The following is a 19,025-nucleotide window of genomic DNA, read 5'->3' on the forward strand; positions in this document are numbered from 1 at the left end:
CATGCTCCTCGGGCTGGCAGCAGGACATGGCGGCGGGGTTGGACGACGTTAAGGTGATCCCAGCGCGGGTGTTTTGCGGTCAGGTGGGGACAACGGCGGTCAGGCACGGCGCCGCGGCCGTCGGGCGTTCGGCTTGCTGGGGCTCGGGCTGTTGTCGGGTGGCGCGGAACCAGACGCCGGAATGCACCGCGGCGGCGAGGATCACACCATAGAGCACGAGCGCCAGCGCCAGGCAGCCGAACAGCCATTGCAGTGAGCCGGTAAAGTGCAGCGCCAGCGCGCCGCCACCAACCGCGACCAACATCCGGCAGAGTCCGGCGAGCAGCGGCCAGAGTAAGCGGCCGGCGCCTTGCGAAGCAAAATACAGCGACAGGCCGAGGCCGAAGAAGCCGTAAGCCGGGCCGACCGTGCGCAGGTAATCGGCGCCGATCCGCATCATCTTGGGATCGGCACCGAACAGGCCAAGCCAGGCGTACGGCCAGATCGAGGCGGCGATGCCGATGGCCTCGGTGAGCAGGAACGCCAACACGCCTCCGGTCAAGGCGATGCGCAGTGCACGGTCGGGCTGGCCGGCGCCGATATTGGTCCCGACCAGAGCCACCAACGGGCCGCCGAAGCCGAATACAACAGGGATCAGCAGATACTCCAATCGGCCGCCGGTGCCGTAGCCGGCCACGCCGTCGGGTCCTGCCGCGGCGCCGACCAGGGCGGTGGTCAGCAGGATTGTCAGGCTGGTCTGCAGGGTGCTGATCGACCCGACGGCTCCGACCCGCAGGATGTCGGCCAGCATGCGACGCTGCAGGCCGGACCAGCGTGGCCGCACGACGCTGCGTCCGGCGAGGATGTACCAGCCCAGGATCATCGCGGCCATGGCGTTGGTCAGTAGTACAGCGGTAGCGCCGCCCTGGATGCCCATCGGCGGGATCGGGCCGAAGCCGAAGATCAATGCCGGGGAAAGCGGCACCAGCAGAACGACGCCGAGGCAGACCGCCATCGCCGGCACGAACATGTTGCCGGTGCCGCGGATCACGCTGGCCAAGGCATTCATCAGCCAGACCAGCACGTTGCCGCCGAATACCACGTTGGAATACAGCATGGCCGCCTGCAAGGACCCGGCTTGGCCGCCCATGGCGGCGTAGAGCGGGCGTCCGAAGGTCAGCACCAGAACCGAGAAGAACACCCCCAGCGCGCCGTTGATCAGGATGGCGTGCCACACCAATGCATCGGCATCCTGACGCCGGCCGCCGCCGAGTGCGCGGGCGATGGCCGAGGAGATCCCGCCACCCATGGCGCCGCCGGATATCATCTGCATCATCATGAAGCCGGGGAACACCAGGGCCATCCCGGTCAGCGCGTCGGCGCCGAGATGGGAGAGCCACCAGGTCTCGATCAGCCCGGTCGAGGCCTGTGCCGACATGACCAGGATATTGGGCCAGGCCATGCCGAGCAGGGTCGGCACGATGGCGCCGTGCAGTAGCTTGCGGGTGCGAGGACTGAGCGGCGGCGGTTGCGGGGCGGAGGCGATTCTGGTCATCGGATAGTTGCCGGCCTACTTAGTTGCATGATGCAAGTTAGGCCGAGGGACGAGCCTGTCAACGGGTCTTGCGGTGAAGGATCGAGGCCTAGGTCGGTGGCCGGATCTATGGGCTGGCGGTATCTATGGGCTGGCGGTCAGCTGGTCGAAATGGGCCAGCATCCGGTCGGCTCGCGGCGCGGTTCCGGTGAACAAGCGGAACGCCTCCACCGCCTGGAATACCGCCATGCCGCCGCCGTGCAACACCCGGCAGCGCTTCGCTCGAGCGGTGGCGAGCAGCGCTGTTTCGAGCGGGAAATAGACGATGTCGGCGACCCAGTGGTTGGACTGGAGCATCGCGTCCGGCACCGCCTGGCCGGGGTATTTCGCCATCCCCATCGGGGTGGCGTTGATCAACCCGTCGGCAGCGGCGACGGCGGCGGTCGAGTCGGCGGCCGCGACGGCCCGGTTGGCACCGAAGCGGGCACACAGGCTGTGTGCCAGGGCGGCGGCGCGCAACGGATCGGTATCGACCAGGGTGAGTTGGCCGACGCCGAGGCCGAGGGCGGCATGGGCGACCGCGCACCCTGCCCCGCCGGCGCCGAACTGGACCACTCGGTCGAGGGCCGCATCCGGTAAACCGCGACGGAAGGCGGCGGCAAAGCCCGAGGCGTCGGTGTTGTGCCCGATCCGCTTGCCGTGCGTCAGCACGACGGTGTTCACCGCGCCGATCGCCCGCGCGTCGTCCGATAGCTGGTCCAGCAGCGGCAGGACCAGTTGCTTGCAGGGATGGGTGATGTTCAGCCCGTTGAAGCCCATCCGTTCGGCTGCGGTCAGCAAGTCCGGCAGGGCGTCGGCCGGCAATCCCAGCGCGGTCAGATCGATCAGCCGGTAGAGGTAGCGGAAACCCAGCGCGTCGGCTTCCTGCATGTGCATCGCCGGAGTCAGGGAGGCCTGGATGCCGGATCCGATGAGGCCGATCAGATAGCATGGCTGCATGGCTTGCCCCCGATTGCCTCAGGCCCGGAAAGGGGTCGATAGTGCCCAGGTTCAGGAGCAGATAAAAGGCCATTGCCGCCGCGGGGCCCAGGTGGGCGACGGTGGTCATTCGGCCCTTGGAGCCGGGCCGAAGTCAGCTGTTGGCCCATCCTCGGGATGACACCGAAGCAGGAGGCAAGCGTGACGACGGAGACAGCGCCATTTCGCTCGATCGCGGCGGACACCCAGCCGGCGAACGACACCCGGTCTTACGCCAGCACGCATCTACGCCATCCGGAGCGGCCCGCGCTGAGGATTCCGCAGACCGTGACCGAGACCACCGGCCCGCGGTTCGATCCGGCCCGGTTTGGATCGATGTCCGATCTGTCGGTGGTGAACGGCAAGCCGGCGCAAGGCGAGCGGATCATCGTCCGCGGGCGGGTGGTGGACGAAAATGACCGGCCGGTGCCGCATACCATGATCGAAATCTGGCAGGCGAATGCCGGGGGTCGTTACGACCATCCCGGCGATCAGCACGATGCGCCGTTGGATCCGAACTTCCGGGGCGGGGGCCGGGTGTTTTCGGATGCGGACGGATGGTATCAGTTCACCTCGATCAAGCCGGGGGCGTATCCCTGGCGCAACCACCACAACGCCTGGCGACCGAACCATATCCATTACTCGCTGTTTGGCAGCGGGTTCGCGCAGCGCCTGATCACTCAGATGTATTTTCCGGGTGATCCGCTGCTGGCGCTGGACCCGGTGTATCTGTCGGTGCCCGACCCCGCGGCGCGAGAACGGCTGGTGGCGGCGTTCGACATCGACATCACGGCGCCGGAATGGGCGCTGGGCTATCGCTTCGATTTCGTGCTGCGTGGGCGCGAGGCGACTCCGATCGAGCGGGGTTGAGATGGCGGCGGCGACCGCCAATCAGACGATCGGTCCGTTCTGGCACCTGATTGAGGATGCCACGTGGGCCGACCTGACACGGTTCGGCGCCGAGGGTGAGAGGATCGTGCTGACCGGGACGCTGTTCGATGGGACGGGCGCCATAGTCACCGACGCGGCGATCGAGATCTGGCAGACCAGCCCGGAGGTATCGGACCGGTTCCCCGGGTTTGGCCGCTGCCGCACTGACGGCAGCGGGTCATTTCGATTCACGACATTGAAGCCGGGCCCGGTCGCCGGCTTCGGGAATGCCTTGCAGGCGCCGCACGTGGCGATCTCGATCTTTGCCCGTGGGTTGCTGAAGGCGCTGACGACGCGGCTGTATTTTCAGGATGAGCGGTTGAACGAGACCGACCCGGTGTTGTCGCTGATCGAGGACGAGGCGGGCCGGCGCAGTCTGATCGCTCGGAAGATATCGCCCGATACCTGGCGTTTGGACATCAGGCTGCAGGGCGACGGCGAGACGGTGTTCATGGAAATCTGATGGTTGATCCCATGTCGCTGCCGAAATCCATCGCCACGGTCTCGCTCAGCGGCACGCTGGCCGAGAAGATGGAAGCGGCCGCGGCGATCGGCTTCGATGGTGTCGAGATCTTTGAAAATGACCTGCTGACGTTTGAGGGGTCACCAGCCGATGTGCGTTACCTTGCGGAGAGTCTGGGGCTGACGATCACCTGCTTCCAGCCGTTCCGCGATTTCGAGGCGATGCCGCAACCGCAGCGCGAGCGCAACATGGACCGCGCGGAACGCAAGTTCGACGTGATGGCCCAGCTTGGCGCCGAGTTGCTGCTGGTGTGCAGCAACGTTTCGGCGGCGTCGGTTGACGATGACGAGGGAGCTAGCGCGGACCTCGCCGAGTTGGCGGAACGCGCGCGCAGGCGCGGTCTGCGCGTGGGCTACGAGGCGTTGGCGTGGGGTCGGAACGTGAACGCATGGCGCCACGCCTGGCGCATCGTCGAGGCCGCCGGGCATCCCGCGCTTGGGCTGATCCTCGACAGCTTCCACATCCTGGCGGTAGGCGACGACCTTGCCGGATTGGCGGCGGTTCCGGCGGACAAGATCTTTCTGGCGCAACTGGCCGACGCACCGAAGCTGTCGATGGATGTGCTGTCGTGGAGCCGGCATTTCCGCAATTTCCCCGGTCAGGGACAGTTGCCGGTCGCCGCCTTCGTGCGCGATCTGATCGGTGCCGGCTATCGCGGCGCGCTGTCGCTGGAAATCTTCAACGATGAGTTCCGGTCCGCTCCGGCAAGGCTGATGGCGCGCGACGGATTGCGGTCCTTGCTGCTGGTCGAGGCCGAGGCGGGTGCGACCGCCCTGCCCCCGGTTGCCGCGCTCGATGGGGTCGAGTTCCTGGAGTTCGCGGTGGATGAGCAATCCGGTCGGCGGCTGGCGGAGGTGCTGCGCGGCCTGGGCTTTCACTATGCCGGCCGGCACCGCTCGAAATCGGTCGATCTGTTTCGCCAGGGGCGGATCAACATGATCCTCAACACCGAGCAAGACAGCGCGGCGGCGGAACATTTCCAGTTCCACGGGCCATCGGTCTGCGCCATGGCGTTCCGTGTGGATGATGCCCCGCGCGCGGCGCGGCGCGCCGAGGCGTTGCTGTGTCCGCCCTGGCAAGAGCCAATCGGGCCGGGCGAACGCCGGATTCCGGCGCTTCGCGCGCCGGACGGCACGCTGCTGTATCTGGTGGAGCCGGTGGCGGACGGGTCGACGATTTATGATACCGACTTCGAGCTGTTCTACGATGCCGCCGCGGAGCCTCTGCTGACCTCGGTCGATCACATCGCCCAGGCGCTGCCGATGGGACGGATGGACCATTTCGTGTTGTTCTATCGCGCGCTGCTTGGATTGGCGCCGGAGCAATTGTGGGAAATCCCCGACGCGATGGGATTGATCCGAAGCCGAGCGATGGCGAGTCCTGGGGGAGATATCAGGCTGCCGTTGAATGTCTCGGAAAGCCGGGACACCACGACGGGACGGTTTCTGACGACGTTCTCGGGAGCCGGCGTGCAGCACATTGCGATTGCCAGCACCGACATCGTGCGAACGATGCGGGGGTTGAGCGCGCGGGGGGTTCGTTTTCTGCCGATTCCCAACAATTACTACGAGGATATCGCGGCGCGCTGGGGATTGGACGAAGAGCGGTTGGAATTGTTCCGAGAAAACAATGTGCTGTATGACCGCGACGATGGAGGGGAATTTCTGCACGCCTACACCCACGCGTTCGACGACCGGTTCTTCTTCGAGATCGTGCAGCGGATCGGTGGCTATCGGCAATATGGGGCGGCGAACGCGGCGGTGCGCATGGCGGCGCAGGCGCAGCGGCGGAATGGAGCGCCAGGCACCGAGTTGCCTGGGTAACGGAGGCGGGCTATTCGATTCCGGCAGCCTGCTGAACAGAAAAAAGCACAGGGGGAACGAAGGATGACGCCTGCAAAGACTGGCCTGATGCTGCCGCGTCGGAGGGCCCTGCTTGGCGCGGCCGGTCTGGCTGCCACGCCTTTGGTCGTTGCGCCGTTGGGGGCGCCGTTGGGGGCGCCGTTCGTGGCTCGCGCGGCGGAGCCGATCCGGATCGGGGTGCTGTTGGCGAAGACCGGGCAGATCGCGGCGCAGACCGAATATCTGGCCAACGGCACGTTCCTGGCGATGCACGAGCGCAACAACAGCCTGATGGGACAGCCCGCCGAACTGATCTGGCTGGATGAACCGACGCCACAGGCGGCGACTCAGAACATGCAGAAGCTGGTGCAGGAGAACAAGGTTGTGGCGATCCTTGGCGGGTCGCTGTCATCCAACGCGCTGGCCGAGGAAGCGACCGCGGCGCAGTTGAAGGTTCCGTTCGTGTGCGACAACGCGGCGGCGACCGAGATCAGCGGCAAGAACTGCAACCGCTATACGTTTCGGCTGAACACGCCGGTGGCGGTGCAACAGCGGATGATCACCCCCTATGCGCTGTCGTACGGCAAGCGCTGGTATCACATCACCGCATCCTATGCGTTCGGCCAGGACATCCTGCGCCAGTCGCGGGCGTTGCTGAAGGCGGCCGGAGGCACCGAGGTGGGATCGGATGAGGCGCCGCTGAACACCGCCGACTTCAGTTCGTTCATCCTGAAGATCCGGCAGGCCAAGCCCGATGTGGTGGTGGGCGGCCTGTCGGGGGGCGATCTGTCCACCTTCCTGAAGCAATGGAACGAGCTTGGCATGAAGGGCAAGATCCCGTTCGTGGAGATCGCGATCGGCGACACCGACATCTGGGCGGTGGGGCCGGAAGCGGCGACGGGGACATACACCTCGCTGTGGTACTACAAGAACCCGGCCAATCCGCCCGAAGAAAAGGCCTTTGCCGAAGCCTACGAGAAAAAATACCGCAAGCCGGCGGCCGACAAGGCGTGGATGGGCTGGATCACCGCGCGTTCCGTGTTCGATTCGATCGACGCGGCGAAATCGACCGAGCCGATGGCGATCATCGAGGCGCTGGAAAGCTGGAAGGTGCAGGTCGGCAAGTCGTCCTACAGCTATCGCAAGTTCGACCATCAGATGCTGATGCAGAATCTGGCGGTGACTGTGAAGGACAAGATCACCGACAAATGGGATTATTTCGACGTCAAGGCGACGCTGCCGGCAAATCCCGCCGACCTGGAAAAGGTGTTCGGCACCGAGGCGGAAATCGGCTGTAAAATGGGGTGAGAGCCGCCGGAAGGGGGGTGCGGTCGGTGTACCATTATGAGTCCGCGACGGGGGGTCGCGGCGGGCTGTTCTTGAGCCCGACGAAGCGCTGGATCGGCGGGCCGGCCCTGGTTTTTCGACATCGGGCGAGGCCATAGCGTCATGCTGGAAATAGTCCTGTCTCAGGTGGTGAGCGGACTGGTACTTGGCGGCCTCTATGTGCTTATCGCCATTGGCCTGTCGATCATTTTCGGGCTGCTTGGCATCGTCAACTTCGCCCATGGCGCGTTCTTTACACTGGGGGCCTATCTGGCGCTGACGCTTTATCAGTATTTCGGCTGGCCGGCGGTGATCTTGGCACCGGTCGCCGTCGGCACGATTGGCATGGTCGCGGAACGGCTGTTGATCCAGCGGTTGTATGACAAGGAACCGCTGATCAGCCTGATCGTCACGTTTGCCCTGGCGCTGCTGATTGAGGCCTCGGTGCGGTTGATCTGGGGCGGCATCGGGCAGCCGTTCAACCCGCCTGCAGCGCTGAGCGGTTTCCTGATCTGGGGGCCGATCCTGATCACCAAATACCGGTTCAGCGTGCTGCTTGCGACCGCCGCGGTGTTGCTCTTGCTGTGGCTGTTCCTGGAGAAGACGCGGTTCGGGCGGATCCTTCGCGCCGGATCGCGTGATCCGGAGATGGTCGGCCTTTTAGGGATCAATCTGCCACGCGTGCTGACCTGGGTGTTCGGTCTGGGCTGCGCGATCTCGGGCATCGCGGGGGTGCTGGCGGCGCCGTTGTGGACGATCACGCCATCGATGGCGACCAACGCCATCATGCCGGCGTTCGTTGTCGTGGCGATCGGCGGGCTGGGGTCGTTCGCCGGCGCGGTGATCGCTGGCCTGCTGGTCGGTGTGGTGATTGCCTTGACCATCCAGTTCTATCCGGCGGCGTCGGGCGCGGTGATGTATCTGTTCATGGCGTTGATGCTGCTGCTGCGGCCGCGCGGGCTGCTGGGCGAACGGTGGGAGCGGTTCGAATGAACGCCACGCTGCGCCACCCGGTTGTGCTGGTGTTCGTGGTGCTGCTTGCGCTGACCGGGCTGTGGCAGTTGATCGGCGCACCAATCGGGTTGATCACGCAGATCGCGATCTACACGCTGTATGGCGCCGGTGTCTGCATGCTGGTCAGCTACACCGGGCTGGTGCCGTTCGGCGCGTCGGTGTTCTTCGGTTGCGCCAGTTACGCGGTGGCGTTCGTCATGCTGCGGGGCGCGCCGAACGAGATCGTCGGGTTGATATTCTGCGTCGGATTCTCGCTGATTCTGGCGGCGGTGATCGCGCTGATCATCCTGCGCCGCCGAGGGTTGTATTTTTCCCTGCTGACCTTGGCGTTCTCTCAGATCGCGTTCGAGATCGCGTATAAATGGACCGCGGTGACCGGGGGCGAGAACGGTCTGCAGGACGTGCCGCGTCCGCTGTTCACCAGCGCGTGGTCGTTTCATGCGTTCGCCGTCGTCACGGTCTGTCTGGGCATCGGATTGTTGTGGCGGATCGCGCATTCCCCGTTCGGGCGATCGCTGCAGGCGCTGCGCGACAACGAACAGCGGGCGCAGAGCCTGGGCTATAATACGTTCCTCCTGAAGTTCGTTGCGTTTGTAATCATGGGTGGCGTGGTTGGTTATGCCGGCGGGCTGCTGGCGTTCATGCTGAATGGCGCCTACGCCGATAACCTGAGTTGGCAGCATGCCGGGGATGCCCTGCTGATGGCGGTGCTGGGCGGCGTGCACCACTTCCTAGGCCCGTTGTGGGGGGCCATTGCGTTCATCCTGCTGGAAGACCGGCTGTCGGCGCTGACGGAGAGCTGGTGGCTGATCTTTGCGCCGATCGTCATCCTGTTCGCGTTGGCCTCGCCCGAGGGCATGCAGGGACTGGTGTTTCGCCTGATGCGGCGCAACGACTGGACGCTGACACGGAACGCTATTCCGCCTCGGCCGACGTCGATCGAGCCTTACCGAGCCGACGGGGCCAAGCTGGATCCCGCCAAGCCGATCCTGACGGTAACGGGATTGAACAAGCGGTTCGGGTCGCTGGTGGTGGCGAGCGATCTGAATCTGCAGGTTTATCCGTATCGGCTGCACAGCTTCATTGGCCCGAACGGGGCGGGAAAAACCACCTTCTTCAACATGCTGACCGGCATCCTGAAGCCGAACGCCGGTCGCATAATGTTCGACGGGCACGATATCACCGACCTGGCGCTACACAGACGCATTCGCCTGGGGCTGTCGCGCTCGTTCCAGATTCTTAGCGTGTTCGCCAACCTGACGACGTTCGAGAACGTTCGGGTTGCGGTGCAGGCGCAGGACAGGCGGAGCTGGGGACTTTGGCGGGACGCCTACGGCTATGACGACCTCAATGCCCGCACCTGGTCGTTGCTGGCCGCGGTGGGGTTGGAAGATCGCGCTGCCGAACCATGCGGCAATATTGGACATGGCGAGCGGCGACTTCTGGAGATTGCCATCTCGCTGGCCACCGAGGCGAAACTGCTGCTGCTGGACGAGCCGTTGGCAGGGCTGGCGGAGGCCGACCGGCAGGTGGTGAGCAGGCTGATCCGCGGTCTGGCGGACAGCCACGCGGTGCTGCTGATCGAGCACGATATCGACCGCGTGCTGGCACTGTCCGATCGCATCACGGTGCTGCACCAGGGCCGGCTGATCGCCGATGGCGACCCGGCATCGGTCGCCGCCAATGCCGATGTCGTCAGCGCCTATCTGGGTGCCGATCGGATCGTTCCGCCGCTGCCGTCGACCGAGGCGGAGCGTGGCGTGCATACCGCTGGCAAGCCGGTCCTGGTGGTTGACGGGTTGCGGGCCGGTTATGGCGGCAGCGTGGTGCTGGAGGATCTTTCGCTGGTGATCCACGAAGGCGAGGCCGTTGCCCTGCTTGGTCGCAACGGCGTCGGCAAGACCACCACGTTGCGTGCCATCACCGGGACAGTGCGCTCGGCGGCTGGGCGGATCACGCTGGACGGCGGTGAGATCACCAACATCCGGCCGTACCAGATCAACCAGCAAGGCGTCTCGCTGGTGCCCGAGGGACGGCGGCTGTTCCCGAACCTGACGGTGCTGGACAATTTGCGGCTGGCGATGCGGCCGGGCGGGGCCTCGCTGGACGATGTCTATTCGCTGTTCCCGAAACTGAAGCTGCTGCAGCGGTCGAAAGCCGAAAGCCTGTCGGGTGGGGAACGCCAGATGCTGGCGATTGGCCGTGCCCTGACGGTTCCAGCCAAGCTTATTCTGCTGGACGAACCGTTCGAGGGCCTAGCGCCGACGATCGTCAAGGAAGTGATGGACGCGTTGGCGCAGTTGCGCGGCCGGGTCGCGATGGTGATCGTGGAGCACCATGCCGAAACCGTGCTGCCGCTGGTGGACCGAGCCTACGTGCTGGTCAACGGGCGGGTGGCGTTCGAGGGAACGGCGAAGGCTCTGGAGGATGATCCCGCGTTGCAGGCTCGGCTGCTGGGGGTGGTGCAGAAGGAAGTGGCGTGAGAGCCCGAACAGATCACTGACGCGCCCCGCGATGACGAACACAGGCCGGCGCGGCGATGTTGCCAAGGCGGAGGCTGGCGGCAATGATGCGGCCGTAATCAAAGTAACGGCCTTCCGATGTTCAACGATCGCGCCTAGGGTGGCTGAGAAAACCCGAGGATGTTGTTTGGGACACTGCGGGCCGGGGCGTCATTCCACCCGCATCGGGAGAGTTCGGATGCTCAATCGGCGATGGGCCAGTGCCGTGGTTGCGGTTGCCGTTCTCTCTGGGGCGCTGCTGGCGGGCGTGCTCGGTTCAAGCCGAGCCACCTGGGCGGACGACACCGCCCTTACCGTGGCCGCACGCACCGAGCTGCAAGCTGTACTCGCGACCGGAACCGGCGAGACGCGCTTCGCGCCACCCGGTCCGGCGATCGACCCAAGTTCGCTCAAGGGCAAGCTGATCTTCACCATTCCAAGTTCCACCGCCATCCCGTTCTGCGACGTCGTTGACCGGCAAATGGATGATTTCGCGAAACGTCTAGGCCTCCGCCACGAGGTCTGGCAAAACAACGCCCAGCTTGGCCAATGGGTGCAAGGCTTCACCACCGCAATCTCGCACAAGGCCGATCTGATCAACGTCGCGTGTGGCCTCGATCCCGCTACCGTGGCGCCGCAGATACGCGAGGCACTCAGCGCGGGTATTCCGGTTGTCGCCGCTCACACCTATGCCCTGGGACAGCCCGCTCTGGCCGGCCTCTCGAGCATCGTTTACGGCGCCTACATTCACGCAGCCGAGCTCGAGACCGCCTGGGTCATCCTCAAGACCGAGGGCAAGGGAAACGTCCTCGTCATCACCGCGCCCAGCACCGCCAACAGCCCGCTGATCGAGAAGGCGATCACCGACATGTTCGCCAAGTATTGCCCGCGCTGCAAAGTGCGCGTCTCCGGCGTCAACGCCGCTGACTGGGCCAGCAAGATCGGACCGACGGTGCAGAGCGCCATCCTGTCGGACCGGCAACTGGACTACGTGATCCCGATCTATGACGGCATGGTGCAATTCATCATGCCCGCGATCATCACGACAGGCGCCTCCGGACGGGTGAAGATCGCCTCGTTCAACGCCACGCCGGCGGTGCTCGACATGATCCGCTCCGGCGATGTCGTCACCTTCAACTCCGGGGAGGACACGACATGGCTTGCCGGCGCGATCCTCGATCAGGACATGCGCGTCCTGCTGAAGCAGCCGACGATCAAGGATTACGCCGTCGGCATCCGCGCCTTCACCAAGGCCGATGTCGCGGCGGCAGGCGTTCCCGCCAAGCTTGGCGTGGGTTACGGCGACAGCGCGCAAAAAGGCTATGAGGCACTATGGGGCCTGCACTGAAGCCGCGCCGGCGATCGGTCTGATGTCCCAGGGCCATGCCGCCCAATCGGTTCTCGAGGCGCGGCACTTCAGCAAACGCTTCGGCGGCACGTTGGCGCTCGATGATGTCGGGCTGACGATCGAGGGCGGCACAATACATGGTCTGGTCGGCCATAATGGTTCCGGTAAGTCCACGCTGATCAAGATTCTTGCCGGCTACCACGCACCGGAGGCGGGGGCCGAACTCACCATCGATGGCGGTGCGGTTCGGCTGCCGCTGGCGCCCGGCCGATTCCGCGCGCTGGGCATGGCGTTCGTGCATCAGGATCCCGGTCTGGTCGCCTCGCTTTCGGTGATTGAAAATCTGCGTATCGGCAGCATCGCGCAACGGCGGCTGTCGCCCATAGCGTGGCGCGATGAAGTGCGGCACTGCGAAGCGCTACTAGCGGAATTCGGACTTTCCTGCGACCCGAGAGCGGCGGTCGAGACACTGCGGCCATGGCAGCGGCCGATGCTGGCAATCATCCGCGCCGTTGACGAGACCCGCGCCTTGCTGCGTCAGACCGGGCAGCGCCGCGGACTTCTGGTGCTGGATGAACCGACGGCCACGCTGGCCGATTCCAACGTCGGACAGTTGTTCGAAGCGGTCCGCCGGGTCCAGGCGGCCGGCTTCGGCGTGCTGTTCGTGTCGCACGATCTGGATGAAATCCTCGCCGTCACTGGCCACCTGACCGTGCTGCGCGATGGCCGCGTGGTCGGCAGCGGTGCGACGTCGAGCTTTAGCCGCGACGATCTTGTACGGCTCATCGTCGGACATGATCTCCCGCCGCCATCCGGAGCGCCGCTGGTGCGGACGCGACGGTCTGATCGTCTGGCGGACGTTCATGGCCTGTCTGGTCCGAGCCTCCGGGCGGTCGATTTTTCCCTGTTGCCTGGCGAGATCGTCGGTGCTTCCGGCTTGATCGGTTCGGGATTCGCCGAGATCGGACCAATGCTGATCGGCGCGGCTCCGGCCCGGGCGGGACGGCTGCGGGTTGGCGCCCACAGCATCGACCTCGCCGCCGTCACGCCAGCCAGCGCGATCGCCGCCGGCGTCAGCTACGTGCCGGGCGAGCGCCTGAGAGACGGCTGTGTCGGGGAACTCTCGGTCGCCGAAAACGTCGGTCTGCCGGTGCTCGGTCGGTTCTTTCGCGGCGGATGGCTACGCCGGCGGCCGCTCGCGGCGCATGCGCGCACCCAACTCACCCGCCTGGACGTGCGGCCGGCGGATCCAACGCTGAATCTCGAGGCCCTCAGCGGCGGCAACCAGCAAAAGGTGCTTCTGGCCAAATGGTTGCAGCTCGAACCGCGCCTGCTGATCCTGCAGGAGCCGACACAGGGCGTCGATGTCGGTGCGCGGGAGCAAATCTTCACCATCATCCGCGCCTTCGCCGCGCGCGGCGGCAGTGTGCTCTGCCTGAGCGGCGATCATGAGCAGTTGGCGATGCTGTGCAGCCGAGTGCTGATCTTTCGCCGCGGCCGGATCGCGCGGGAACTTGTTGGGCCCGAGGTTACCAAGGAGCAAATCGCACATGAGTGTCTCGGATCTGACGTCCAAGCCACCGCCTGATCCGACGCTCTCGACGCGCCCGAACGAGGCGGCGGCGAAGTCGGCGCGCGAAGGCGCGCTGGGGCGGTTTTGCCATCGCTACGCCCTGATCTTTGCCTGGGCGGCGACCATTGTCCTGTTCGGCTTCTTGGAGCCTGGCAGCTTCCTGCAGCTTCAGAACTTCACCTCGATGTTCAATTCGCAGGCCGTGTTGGTGGTTTTGACCTGCTCGCTCGTCCTGACGCTCACGTCCAGCGAATATGACCTCTCCGCCGCATCGGTGCTGTCGTTGTCGGCGATGGTGGTCGCGGTGCTGAACGCGCAACATCAAGTGCCGGTTGGCTGGGCGATCCTGGTCGCGCTCGCCGCGGGTCTCCTGGTCGGAACGGTCAACAGCGTTCTGATCGTCGTGATCGGAATCGAATCGATTATCGCGACGCTGGGGATGGGGTCGCTGATCAGCGGAATCACCCTGTGGATCAGCGGCAGCAATATGATCTCCGGCATTTCGAACACCCTTGTGACCCTGGTGATCGTGCCGCGGCTGTTCGGCATTTCCCTGGGCTTCGTCTATGCCGTGGCGATCGCGGCCGCGCTGTGGTACTTCCTGACCTACACCCCGTTCGGACGACAACTGCTGTTTGTCGGACGTGGCCGCCGCGTGGCTCGGCTTTCCGGACTTCCGGTCGGGCGGCTTCGCTTCGGCGCCATGGTCGGGGGCTCCTTCCTCGCGGCGGTCGCTGGCGTACTCTACGCCGGAACCAGCGCCTCCGCCGACCCGAACTCCGGCGACAGCTTCATGCTGCCGGCATTCGCGGCCGCGTTCCTGGGGTCCACCTCGATCGTCCCGGGCCGCTTCAATGCCTGGGGCTCCTTCGCGGCGGTCTACTTCCTGGTGACCGGAATCTACGGTCTGTCGCTGATGGGCATTCAGGTTTTTGTTCAAAACCTGTTCTACGGCGGCGCATTGATCATCGCCGTGGGCCTGTCGATCCTGGTGCGCCGCTCAGAAACTCGCGAGCCGGACATCGCCAAGGAGGGGAACTAGCTAGCGACGATGTTCGGCCGATAACAGCTTGGCATTTCGCCACCTGCTGGCGGAACGCGGCATCAAGCACCAGCGCACCCGCCGCTACACGCCTCGCACCAACGGACTGCGCTGGATGGTCGGCGGACCATGACGATGAAGTGTCACGGTCCGCCTAGCTCCGCCGTTGACAATCAACCATCGAAAGGTTGACGGAGCGTCAACTCAGACCGTTGCGTTTACAAAATACTATCCCGGTGCAGCGCCTTGCGTTTGCACCTGCAGCAGATACAGCGATTGGCTGGCGCACATGAACAGCATGTTCCGCTTGGGCCCGCCGAAGGCCAGGTTGGCGCATACCTCGGGCAGACGGATGCGGCCCAGGAGCTTCCCCTGCGGCGTGAACACGACGACGCCGGCATAGCCGAGGACGGTGTTGGAACTGATCCAGAGATTGCCGGAAACGTCTGCCCGCATGCCGTCGGGGCCACATTTGACGCCGTCGACCATCATGTCGGTGAAGCGGCGCATGCCGCCGAGCTTTGAGCCCTGCACGTCGAACGCGAAGACGTTGCCGCCGCCGCCCGGGCCCTTATCTCCGGGTCCCTTGCCGGTGCTGATGATGTAGAGCGTCTTGTAGTCGGGCGAGAAGCAGATGCCGTTAGGATCGGGAAGCTGGTCCTCGGTGACAACGACGTCGAGGTGGCCGCTAGGGTCCCAGCGATAGACGCTGTTGGGCAGTTGACGCTTGCGGCCGCCGATGACGCCAGCGTCGGGGGCGCCGACGCCGGGATTGAGCAAGCCGGCGGCGTTGGCCGAACCGCCGGAGTCATCGGGGTGTCCCTCGGAGAGACTGTCACCATAGGGCGGATCGGTGAACCAGATGCTGCCGTCGGGATGCGGCACTACGTCGTTGGGCGAATTCAAGCCCTTGCCTTCGAACTGGTCGGCGATGACGGTCATCATGCCGTTGTTTTCCCAGCGGATGACACGGCGGTTGAAGTCCTGGGTGGAGAGTTGGCGGCCCTGGAAGTCGAACGAGTTGCCATTGCTGTTGTACGATGGATCGCGGTACTTGCTGACCCGTCCGGTTTCCCAGATGTAGCGGTATTGCGTGTTGGCCTGGACATCGCTGAAAACCAGATATTGGCCTTCGCTGGACCAGGCTGGACCCTCGGCCCATTTGAAGCCGGTCCAGACACGGCGGATCGCGGTGATGCCCAGCAGGGATTGCTTGAACGCGGGGTCGACGACGATGATGTCGGGATCGGGGAAGATGTCGGGTTGAGCGAAGCGGCCCCACTGGCGGGGCGGGTTGGTGATTACGCTGGGTGGGGTGGCGACGTTGTCGGACTTGGTTTCGGCGTGGGCCCTGACAGCGGCGAGGCTGGCTGCGCCGGTGGCGGCGGCGCCTGCGATGATGGCGCGGCGCGAGGCGCCGCCAACATGCGGGTGCATGGTGTTTCCTCCGTTTTTTTCTGCCTTGCTGGCGTGTCGATCCTACGCCTAGTACGGTGATCATCGAAACACCTGATGGCCGGCTTTGCATGTGGCAGGGGCAGCTTCAGGTTCGCCCATCAATTCTGACCGGAGTATTGCTCGTGACGGTTCCGCAAAGCATGACCTATGTCCAAGCCGACAGTGCGGGGGAGCCGGAGGTGCTGAAGCTGGCGACTACGTCGGTGCCCGCGCCGAAGCCGGACGAAGTGCTGATCCGGGTGCAGGCGGCCGGGGTCAATCGACCAGATGTTGCACAACGGCAGGGGTCGTATCCGCCGCCACCGGGGGCCAGCCCGATCCTGGGTCTGGAGGTCGCCGGCGAGGTGGCGGCGATCGGCGATCAGGTTTCGGGCTTATCCGTTGGCGACCGGGTCTGCGCGCTGACCAATGGCGGCGGCTATGCCGAATACTGCGTTGCGCCGGAAGCGCAGTGTCTGCCCTGGCCGAGCGGATTCGATGCGATTCGAGCGGCGGCACTGCCGGAGACGTCATTCACGGTTTGGGCTAACCTGTTTCAGTTGGGCCACCTGTCGAAGGGCGAAACTGCCTTGGTGCATGGTGGCAGCAGTGGCATCGGTATCACCGCGATCCGGTTCGCGCAGGAATTCGGCGCTCGTATCTTCGTCACCGCGGGTTCGGACGAAAAATGCGCCGCTTGCCTAAAGGTGGGCGCCGATGCGGCGATCAACTACCGCAGCCAGGATTTCGCCGCCGAAGTGAAAGCCCTGACCGAGGGACGCGGGGTTGACGTGATTCTCGACATGGTCGGCGGCCCGTATATTGCGCGCAATGTGCGCAGCCTTGGGATGGACGGGCGACTGGTGCTGATCGCCTTCCTGCAGGGATCGAAGGTGCAGGATTTCGACTTCGTGCAGGTCATGGTGCGGCGGCTGACCATCACCGGGTCGACCATGCGGCCGCGCAGCACGGCGCAGAAGGGAGCGATCGCCGCCGAACTGCGGTCGCTTGTGTGGCCGGCGCTGGATTCCGGGCGCTGCCCTCCGGTGATCCACGCAACATTTCCACTGGCCAAGGCGGCCGAGGCGCACCGGCTGATGGAATCGAGCCAGCATATCGGCAAGATCATGCTGTCGGTCGGTTGAGGTCGCCGGTCCATGGAGTTGTGGACGGAATATAGTCGATTCGGCGATCGGCGCGCGTTTTCGGCCTGCTTGCCGGGTCCGTTGCCGCTGTGCTGGCGAGCGCGATTCCGCTAGCAGGCATGGGTCGGATCGCCGCGCGGGTCGCTGCGTGAGCGGCTCACCAGCCCGGTGGTGGCTTGAATCCCATCCAAGCCCGTTCCAGCAATGCCGCCGCCTCGATCGTCGAGCGATCGCCGTAGATTGGGCCGACGATCTGCACGCCAAGCGGCAGGCCGGCCTTGGTGGATCCCATTGGCGCCGCCGTTGCGGGCAGGTGGTAGCCGCCGGTCAGGCCGGGCCAGAACAACATGTCGTTGTAGGCGATCTGCTTGCCGTCGATGGTGATCTTGCGGTCCCAGGTGTTGCCATCCTGGCGGTGCGGCAGCGCGGCGGTGGCGATCACCGGACACAGCAGCACGTCCCATTCACGGAAGAAGGCGGACCAAGCGCGCCGCCACTGGAGGCGCTTTTCGTTCAGGCCCAGCCATGCGCGGTGGGTAACGTCGACCATGCGAACCATGATGGCGTCGGCGCTGTTGTCGTCAGCCGGGAGGGCGGCGGCGCGCTTGCGCTTGTTGGCGGTGGCCTGCTCGGAGTTGCGTCCGCTCCAGCCTGCGTCAAGCAGACGCAGGTAGAGGTGATAGGCCTCGGTGGCGTCGAAAGCCGGGCGCGCGGTGGAGCTGACGATAGCCCCCTCGCGCCGCAGCGCGTCGGCGAGTTCGAGCAGCCTGGCGGTGGTTTCCTGGTCCGTTGCCTGGCCGGACTGTTCGGCCCATACCGCGACCCTGAGTTCCTTCAGGCTGGTGAAGCGGGGCGCCGGCAACAGCATTGTCATTGCAGTCTCGTCAGGGTCGGGGCCGGCCAGGATGTCGAGGGCGACGGCGAGGTCCGAAGAAGACCGGGCGATCGGGCCGATGACCGAAATGTCGGTTCCGGCTGCTGAGCTGGTGGCCGGGTCGCCGTAGTTGGGCAGCAGCGCGTGGGTCGGTTTGTGGCCGTATATGCCGCAGTAGTGCGCCGGCACGCGGATCGAACCGCCGATGTCGCTGCCGATGTCCATCCCGGTCAGTCCCGCGGCCACCGCCGCCGCTGATCCGCCGGATGACCCGCCGGGGGTGTGGTCGGTGTTCCACGGGTTGGCGGTGGCGCCGTAGACCGGGTTGTAGCTCTGCCAGTCGGCCAAGTCGACCGGCACATTGGTCTTGCCGAACACCACCGCGCCGGCGGCCTGCAGCCGGCGTATCGCGATCGAGGACTTTCGCACCGGGGTTTCCTTGGCCGTCACATGGCCGCGAGTGGTGGGCAGTCCCTCGATGTCGAAACTCTCTTTCGCGGTCATCGGCACGCCGAAGAAGGGCGCCGACTTGTCGGATTGGGAGTCGAGCTGGCGCGCGCAGGTGCGAGCCCGGTCGAAATCGCGGACCACGACGGCGTTGATGCGCGGATCGTGGTTTTCGGTGCGGGTGATGAAGTGGTCCAGCAGTTCCAGGGCGCCGATTTTGCGGGTGTGGACAAGATCCGCGAGTTGGGTCGCGGAGAGGAAGGTCGGGTCCATCGGTGCGGTCCTGCTGTTGGCGGCGGCAGCTTCGCATCGGTGGGCGGCGGGTTCAACCAGTGCGGGACGACCGCGGGGTCGGCTTGTCAGTTCTTTCCGAGGGGCTTTCATCAGATGGCCGGGTATGCTGGTCGCAAGGCTGTTCTGCACGTTCGCCCGCAGAACATTCTTGGCGCTGCTGCGTTGGCTGGAACCGAGCCATTAATTGGCGACCCGAGTTG

The 19,025-nt window shown here is 65.1% G+C and carries 14 protein-coding genes; 10 read left to right on the top strand and 4 right to left on the bottom strand.

The features are described from left to right. Nucleotides 1-79 precede the first annotated feature (79 nt). On the bottom strand, nt 80-1,534 hold the full coding sequence (locus ACQY4Y_RS23985; RefSeq protein ID WP_428493086.1) for an MATE family efflux transporter: 1,455 nt from the start codon (nt 1,532-1,534) through the stop codon (nt 80-82). Nucleotides 1,535-1,657: 123 nt separating this feature from the next. Then, nucleotides 1,658-2,512, bottom strand: a complete 855-nt coding sequence (locus ACQY4Y_RS23990; RefSeq protein WP_428493087.1) for a shikimate dehydrogenase — start codon at nt 2,510-2,512, stop codon at nt 1,658-1,660. 180 nt (nt 2,513-2,692) lie between these two features. On the opposite strand from ACQY4Y_RS23990, the gene pcaH reads away from it, so the two are divergent. From pcaH to ACQY4Y_RS24035, 9 genes are all read left to right on the top strand, one after another. Beyond that, the gene (gene pcaH, locus ACQY4Y_RS23995) at nt 2,693-3,400 is read left to right on the top strand and encodes a protocatechuate 3,4-dioxygenase subunit beta (protein ID WP_428493088.1); all 708 of its coding nucleotides are present in this window, start codon (nt 2,693-2,695) and stop codon (nt 3,398-3,400) included. 1 nt (nt 3,401) lies between these two features. Continuing rightward, a complete protein-coding gene (pcaG, locus tag ACQY4Y_RS24000; RefSeq protein ID WP_428493089.1) occupies nt 3,402-3,923 on the top strand; it encodes a protocatechuate 3,4-dioxygenase subunit alpha in 522 nt (173 codons plus the stop codon). Then, nucleotides 3,923-5,806, top strand: coding sequence for a bifunctional sugar phosphate isomerase/epimerase/4-hydroxyphenylpyruvate dioxygenase family protein (locus ACQY4Y_RS24005; protein ID WP_428493090.1), 1,884 nt, complete (start codon nt 3,923-3,925; stop codon nt 5,804-5,806). The genes pcaG and ACQY4Y_RS24005 overlap by 1 nt, the downstream gene beginning before the upstream one ends. Nucleotides 5,807-5,869: 63 nt before the next feature. Further along, the gene (locus ACQY4Y_RS24010; RefSeq protein WP_428493091.1) at nt 5,870-7,132 is read left to right on the top strand and encodes an ABC transporter substrate-binding protein; all 1,263 of its coding nucleotides are present in this window, start codon (nt 5,870-5,872) and stop codon (nt 7,130-7,132) included. Between the two features lie 141 nt (nt 7,133-7,273). Next, nucleotides 7,274-8,143, top strand: coding sequence for a branched-chain amino acid ABC transporter permease (locus ACQY4Y_RS24015; RefSeq protein WP_428493092.1), 870 nt, complete (start codon nt 7,274-7,276; stop codon nt 8,141-8,143). Further along, nucleotides 8,140-10,647, top strand: a complete 2,508-nt coding sequence (locus ACQY4Y_RS24020) for an ATP-binding cassette domain-containing protein (RefSeq protein WP_428493093.1) — start codon at nt 8,140-8,142, stop codon at nt 10,645-10,647. The genes ACQY4Y_RS24015 and ACQY4Y_RS24020 overlap by 4 nt, the downstream gene beginning before the upstream one ends. Before the next feature lie 217 nt (nt 10,648-10,864). Continuing rightward, entirely contained in the window at nt 10,865-12,013 is a 1,149-nt protein-coding gene (locus ACQY4Y_RS24025; RefSeq protein ID WP_428493094.1) for a sugar ABC transporter substrate-binding protein, read from the top strand. Further along, entirely contained in the window at nt 11,988-13,601 is a 1,614-nt protein-coding gene (locus tag ACQY4Y_RS24030; protein ID WP_428493095.1) for a sugar ABC transporter ATP-binding protein, read from the top strand. The genes ACQY4Y_RS24025 and ACQY4Y_RS24030 overlap by 26 nt, the downstream gene beginning before the upstream one ends. After that, nucleotides 13,564-14,628, top strand: coding sequence for an ABC transporter permease (locus tag ACQY4Y_RS24035; protein WP_428493096.1), 1,065 nt, complete (start codon nt 13,564-13,566; stop codon nt 14,626-14,628). Before ACQY4Y_RS24030 ends, ACQY4Y_RS24035 begins: the two co-directional genes overlap by 38 nt. 228 nt (nt 14,629-14,856) lie before the next feature. On the opposite strand, the gene ACQY4Y_RS24040 is transcribed toward ACQY4Y_RS24035, so the two are convergent. Beyond that, entirely contained in the window at nt 14,857-16,065 is a 1,209-nt protein-coding gene (locus ACQY4Y_RS24040) for an SMP-30/gluconolactonase/LRE family protein (RefSeq protein WP_428493097.1), read from the bottom strand. Between the two features lie 143 nt (nt 16,066-16,208). Between ACQY4Y_RS24040 and ACQY4Y_RS24045 the strand changes: the two genes are divergently transcribed. Beyond that, nucleotides 16,209-17,210, top strand: a complete 1,002-nt coding sequence (locus ACQY4Y_RS24045) for an NAD(P)H-quinone oxidoreductase (protein WP_428493098.1) — start codon at nt 16,209-16,211, stop codon at nt 17,208-17,210. Nucleotides 17,211-17,367: 157 nt separating this feature from the next. On the opposite strand, the gene ACQY4Y_RS24050 is transcribed toward ACQY4Y_RS24045, so the two are convergent. Next, on the bottom strand, nt 17,368-18,804 hold the full coding sequence (locus ACQY4Y_RS24050; RefSeq protein ID WP_428493099.1) for an amidase: 1,437 nt from the start codon (nt 18,802-18,804) through the stop codon (nt 17,368-17,370). Nucleotides 18,805-19,025 lie beyond the last annotated feature (221 nt).

The organism is Rhodopila sp. (genome assembly GCF_965277165.1).
Classification (GTDB): Bacteria; Pseudomonadota; Alphaproteobacteria; order Acetobacterales; family Acetobacteraceae; genus Rhodopila.

Coding starts and splice junctions, on each gene's coding strand:
- ACQY4Y_RS23985 (WP_428493086.1), bottom strand. CDS start 1,534: ATGACCAGAATCGCCTCCGCCCCGCAACCGCCGCCGCTCAGTCCTCGC.
- ACQY4Y_RS23990 (WP_428493087.1), bottom strand. CDS start 2,512: ATGCAGCCATGCTATCTGATCGGCCTCATCGGATCCGGCATCCAGGCC.
- pcaG (WP_428493089.1), top strand. CDS start 3,402: ATGGCGGCGGCGACCGCCAATCAGACGATCGGTCCGTTCTGGCACCTG.
- ACQY4Y_RS24005 (WP_428493090.1), top strand. CDS start 3,923: ATGGTTGATCCCATGTCGCTGCCGAAATCCATCGCCACGGTCTCGCTC.
- ACQY4Y_RS24010 (WP_428493091.1), top strand. CDS start 5,870: ATGACGCCTGCAAAGACTGGCCTGATGCTGCCGCGTCGGAGGGCCCTG.
- ACQY4Y_RS24015 (WP_428493092.1), top strand. CDS start 7,274: ATGCTGGAAATAGTCCTGTCTCAGGTGGTGAGCGGACTGGTACTTGGC.
- ACQY4Y_RS24020 (WP_428493093.1), top strand. CDS start 8,140: ATGAACGCCACGCTGCGCCACCCGGTTGTGCTGGTGTTCGTGGTGCTG.
- ACQY4Y_RS24025 (WP_428493094.1), top strand. CDS start 10,865: ATGCTCAATCGGCGATGGGCCAGTGCCGTGGTTGCGGTTGCCGTTCTC.
- ACQY4Y_RS24030 (WP_428493095.1), top strand. CDS start 11,988: ATGAGGCACTATGGGGCCTGCACTGAAGCCGCGCCGGCGATCGGTCTG.
- ACQY4Y_RS24035 (WP_428493096.1), top strand. CDS start 13,564: ATGAGTGTCTCGGATCTGACGTCCAAGCCACCGCCTGATCCGACGCTC.
- ACQY4Y_RS24040 (WP_428493097.1), bottom strand. CDS start 16,065: ATGCACCCGCATGTTGGCGGCGCCTCGCGCCGCGCCATCATCGCAGGC.
- ACQY4Y_RS24050 (WP_428493099.1), bottom strand. CDS start 18,804: ATGGACCCGACCTTCCTCTCCGCGACCCAACTCGCGGATCTTGTCCAC.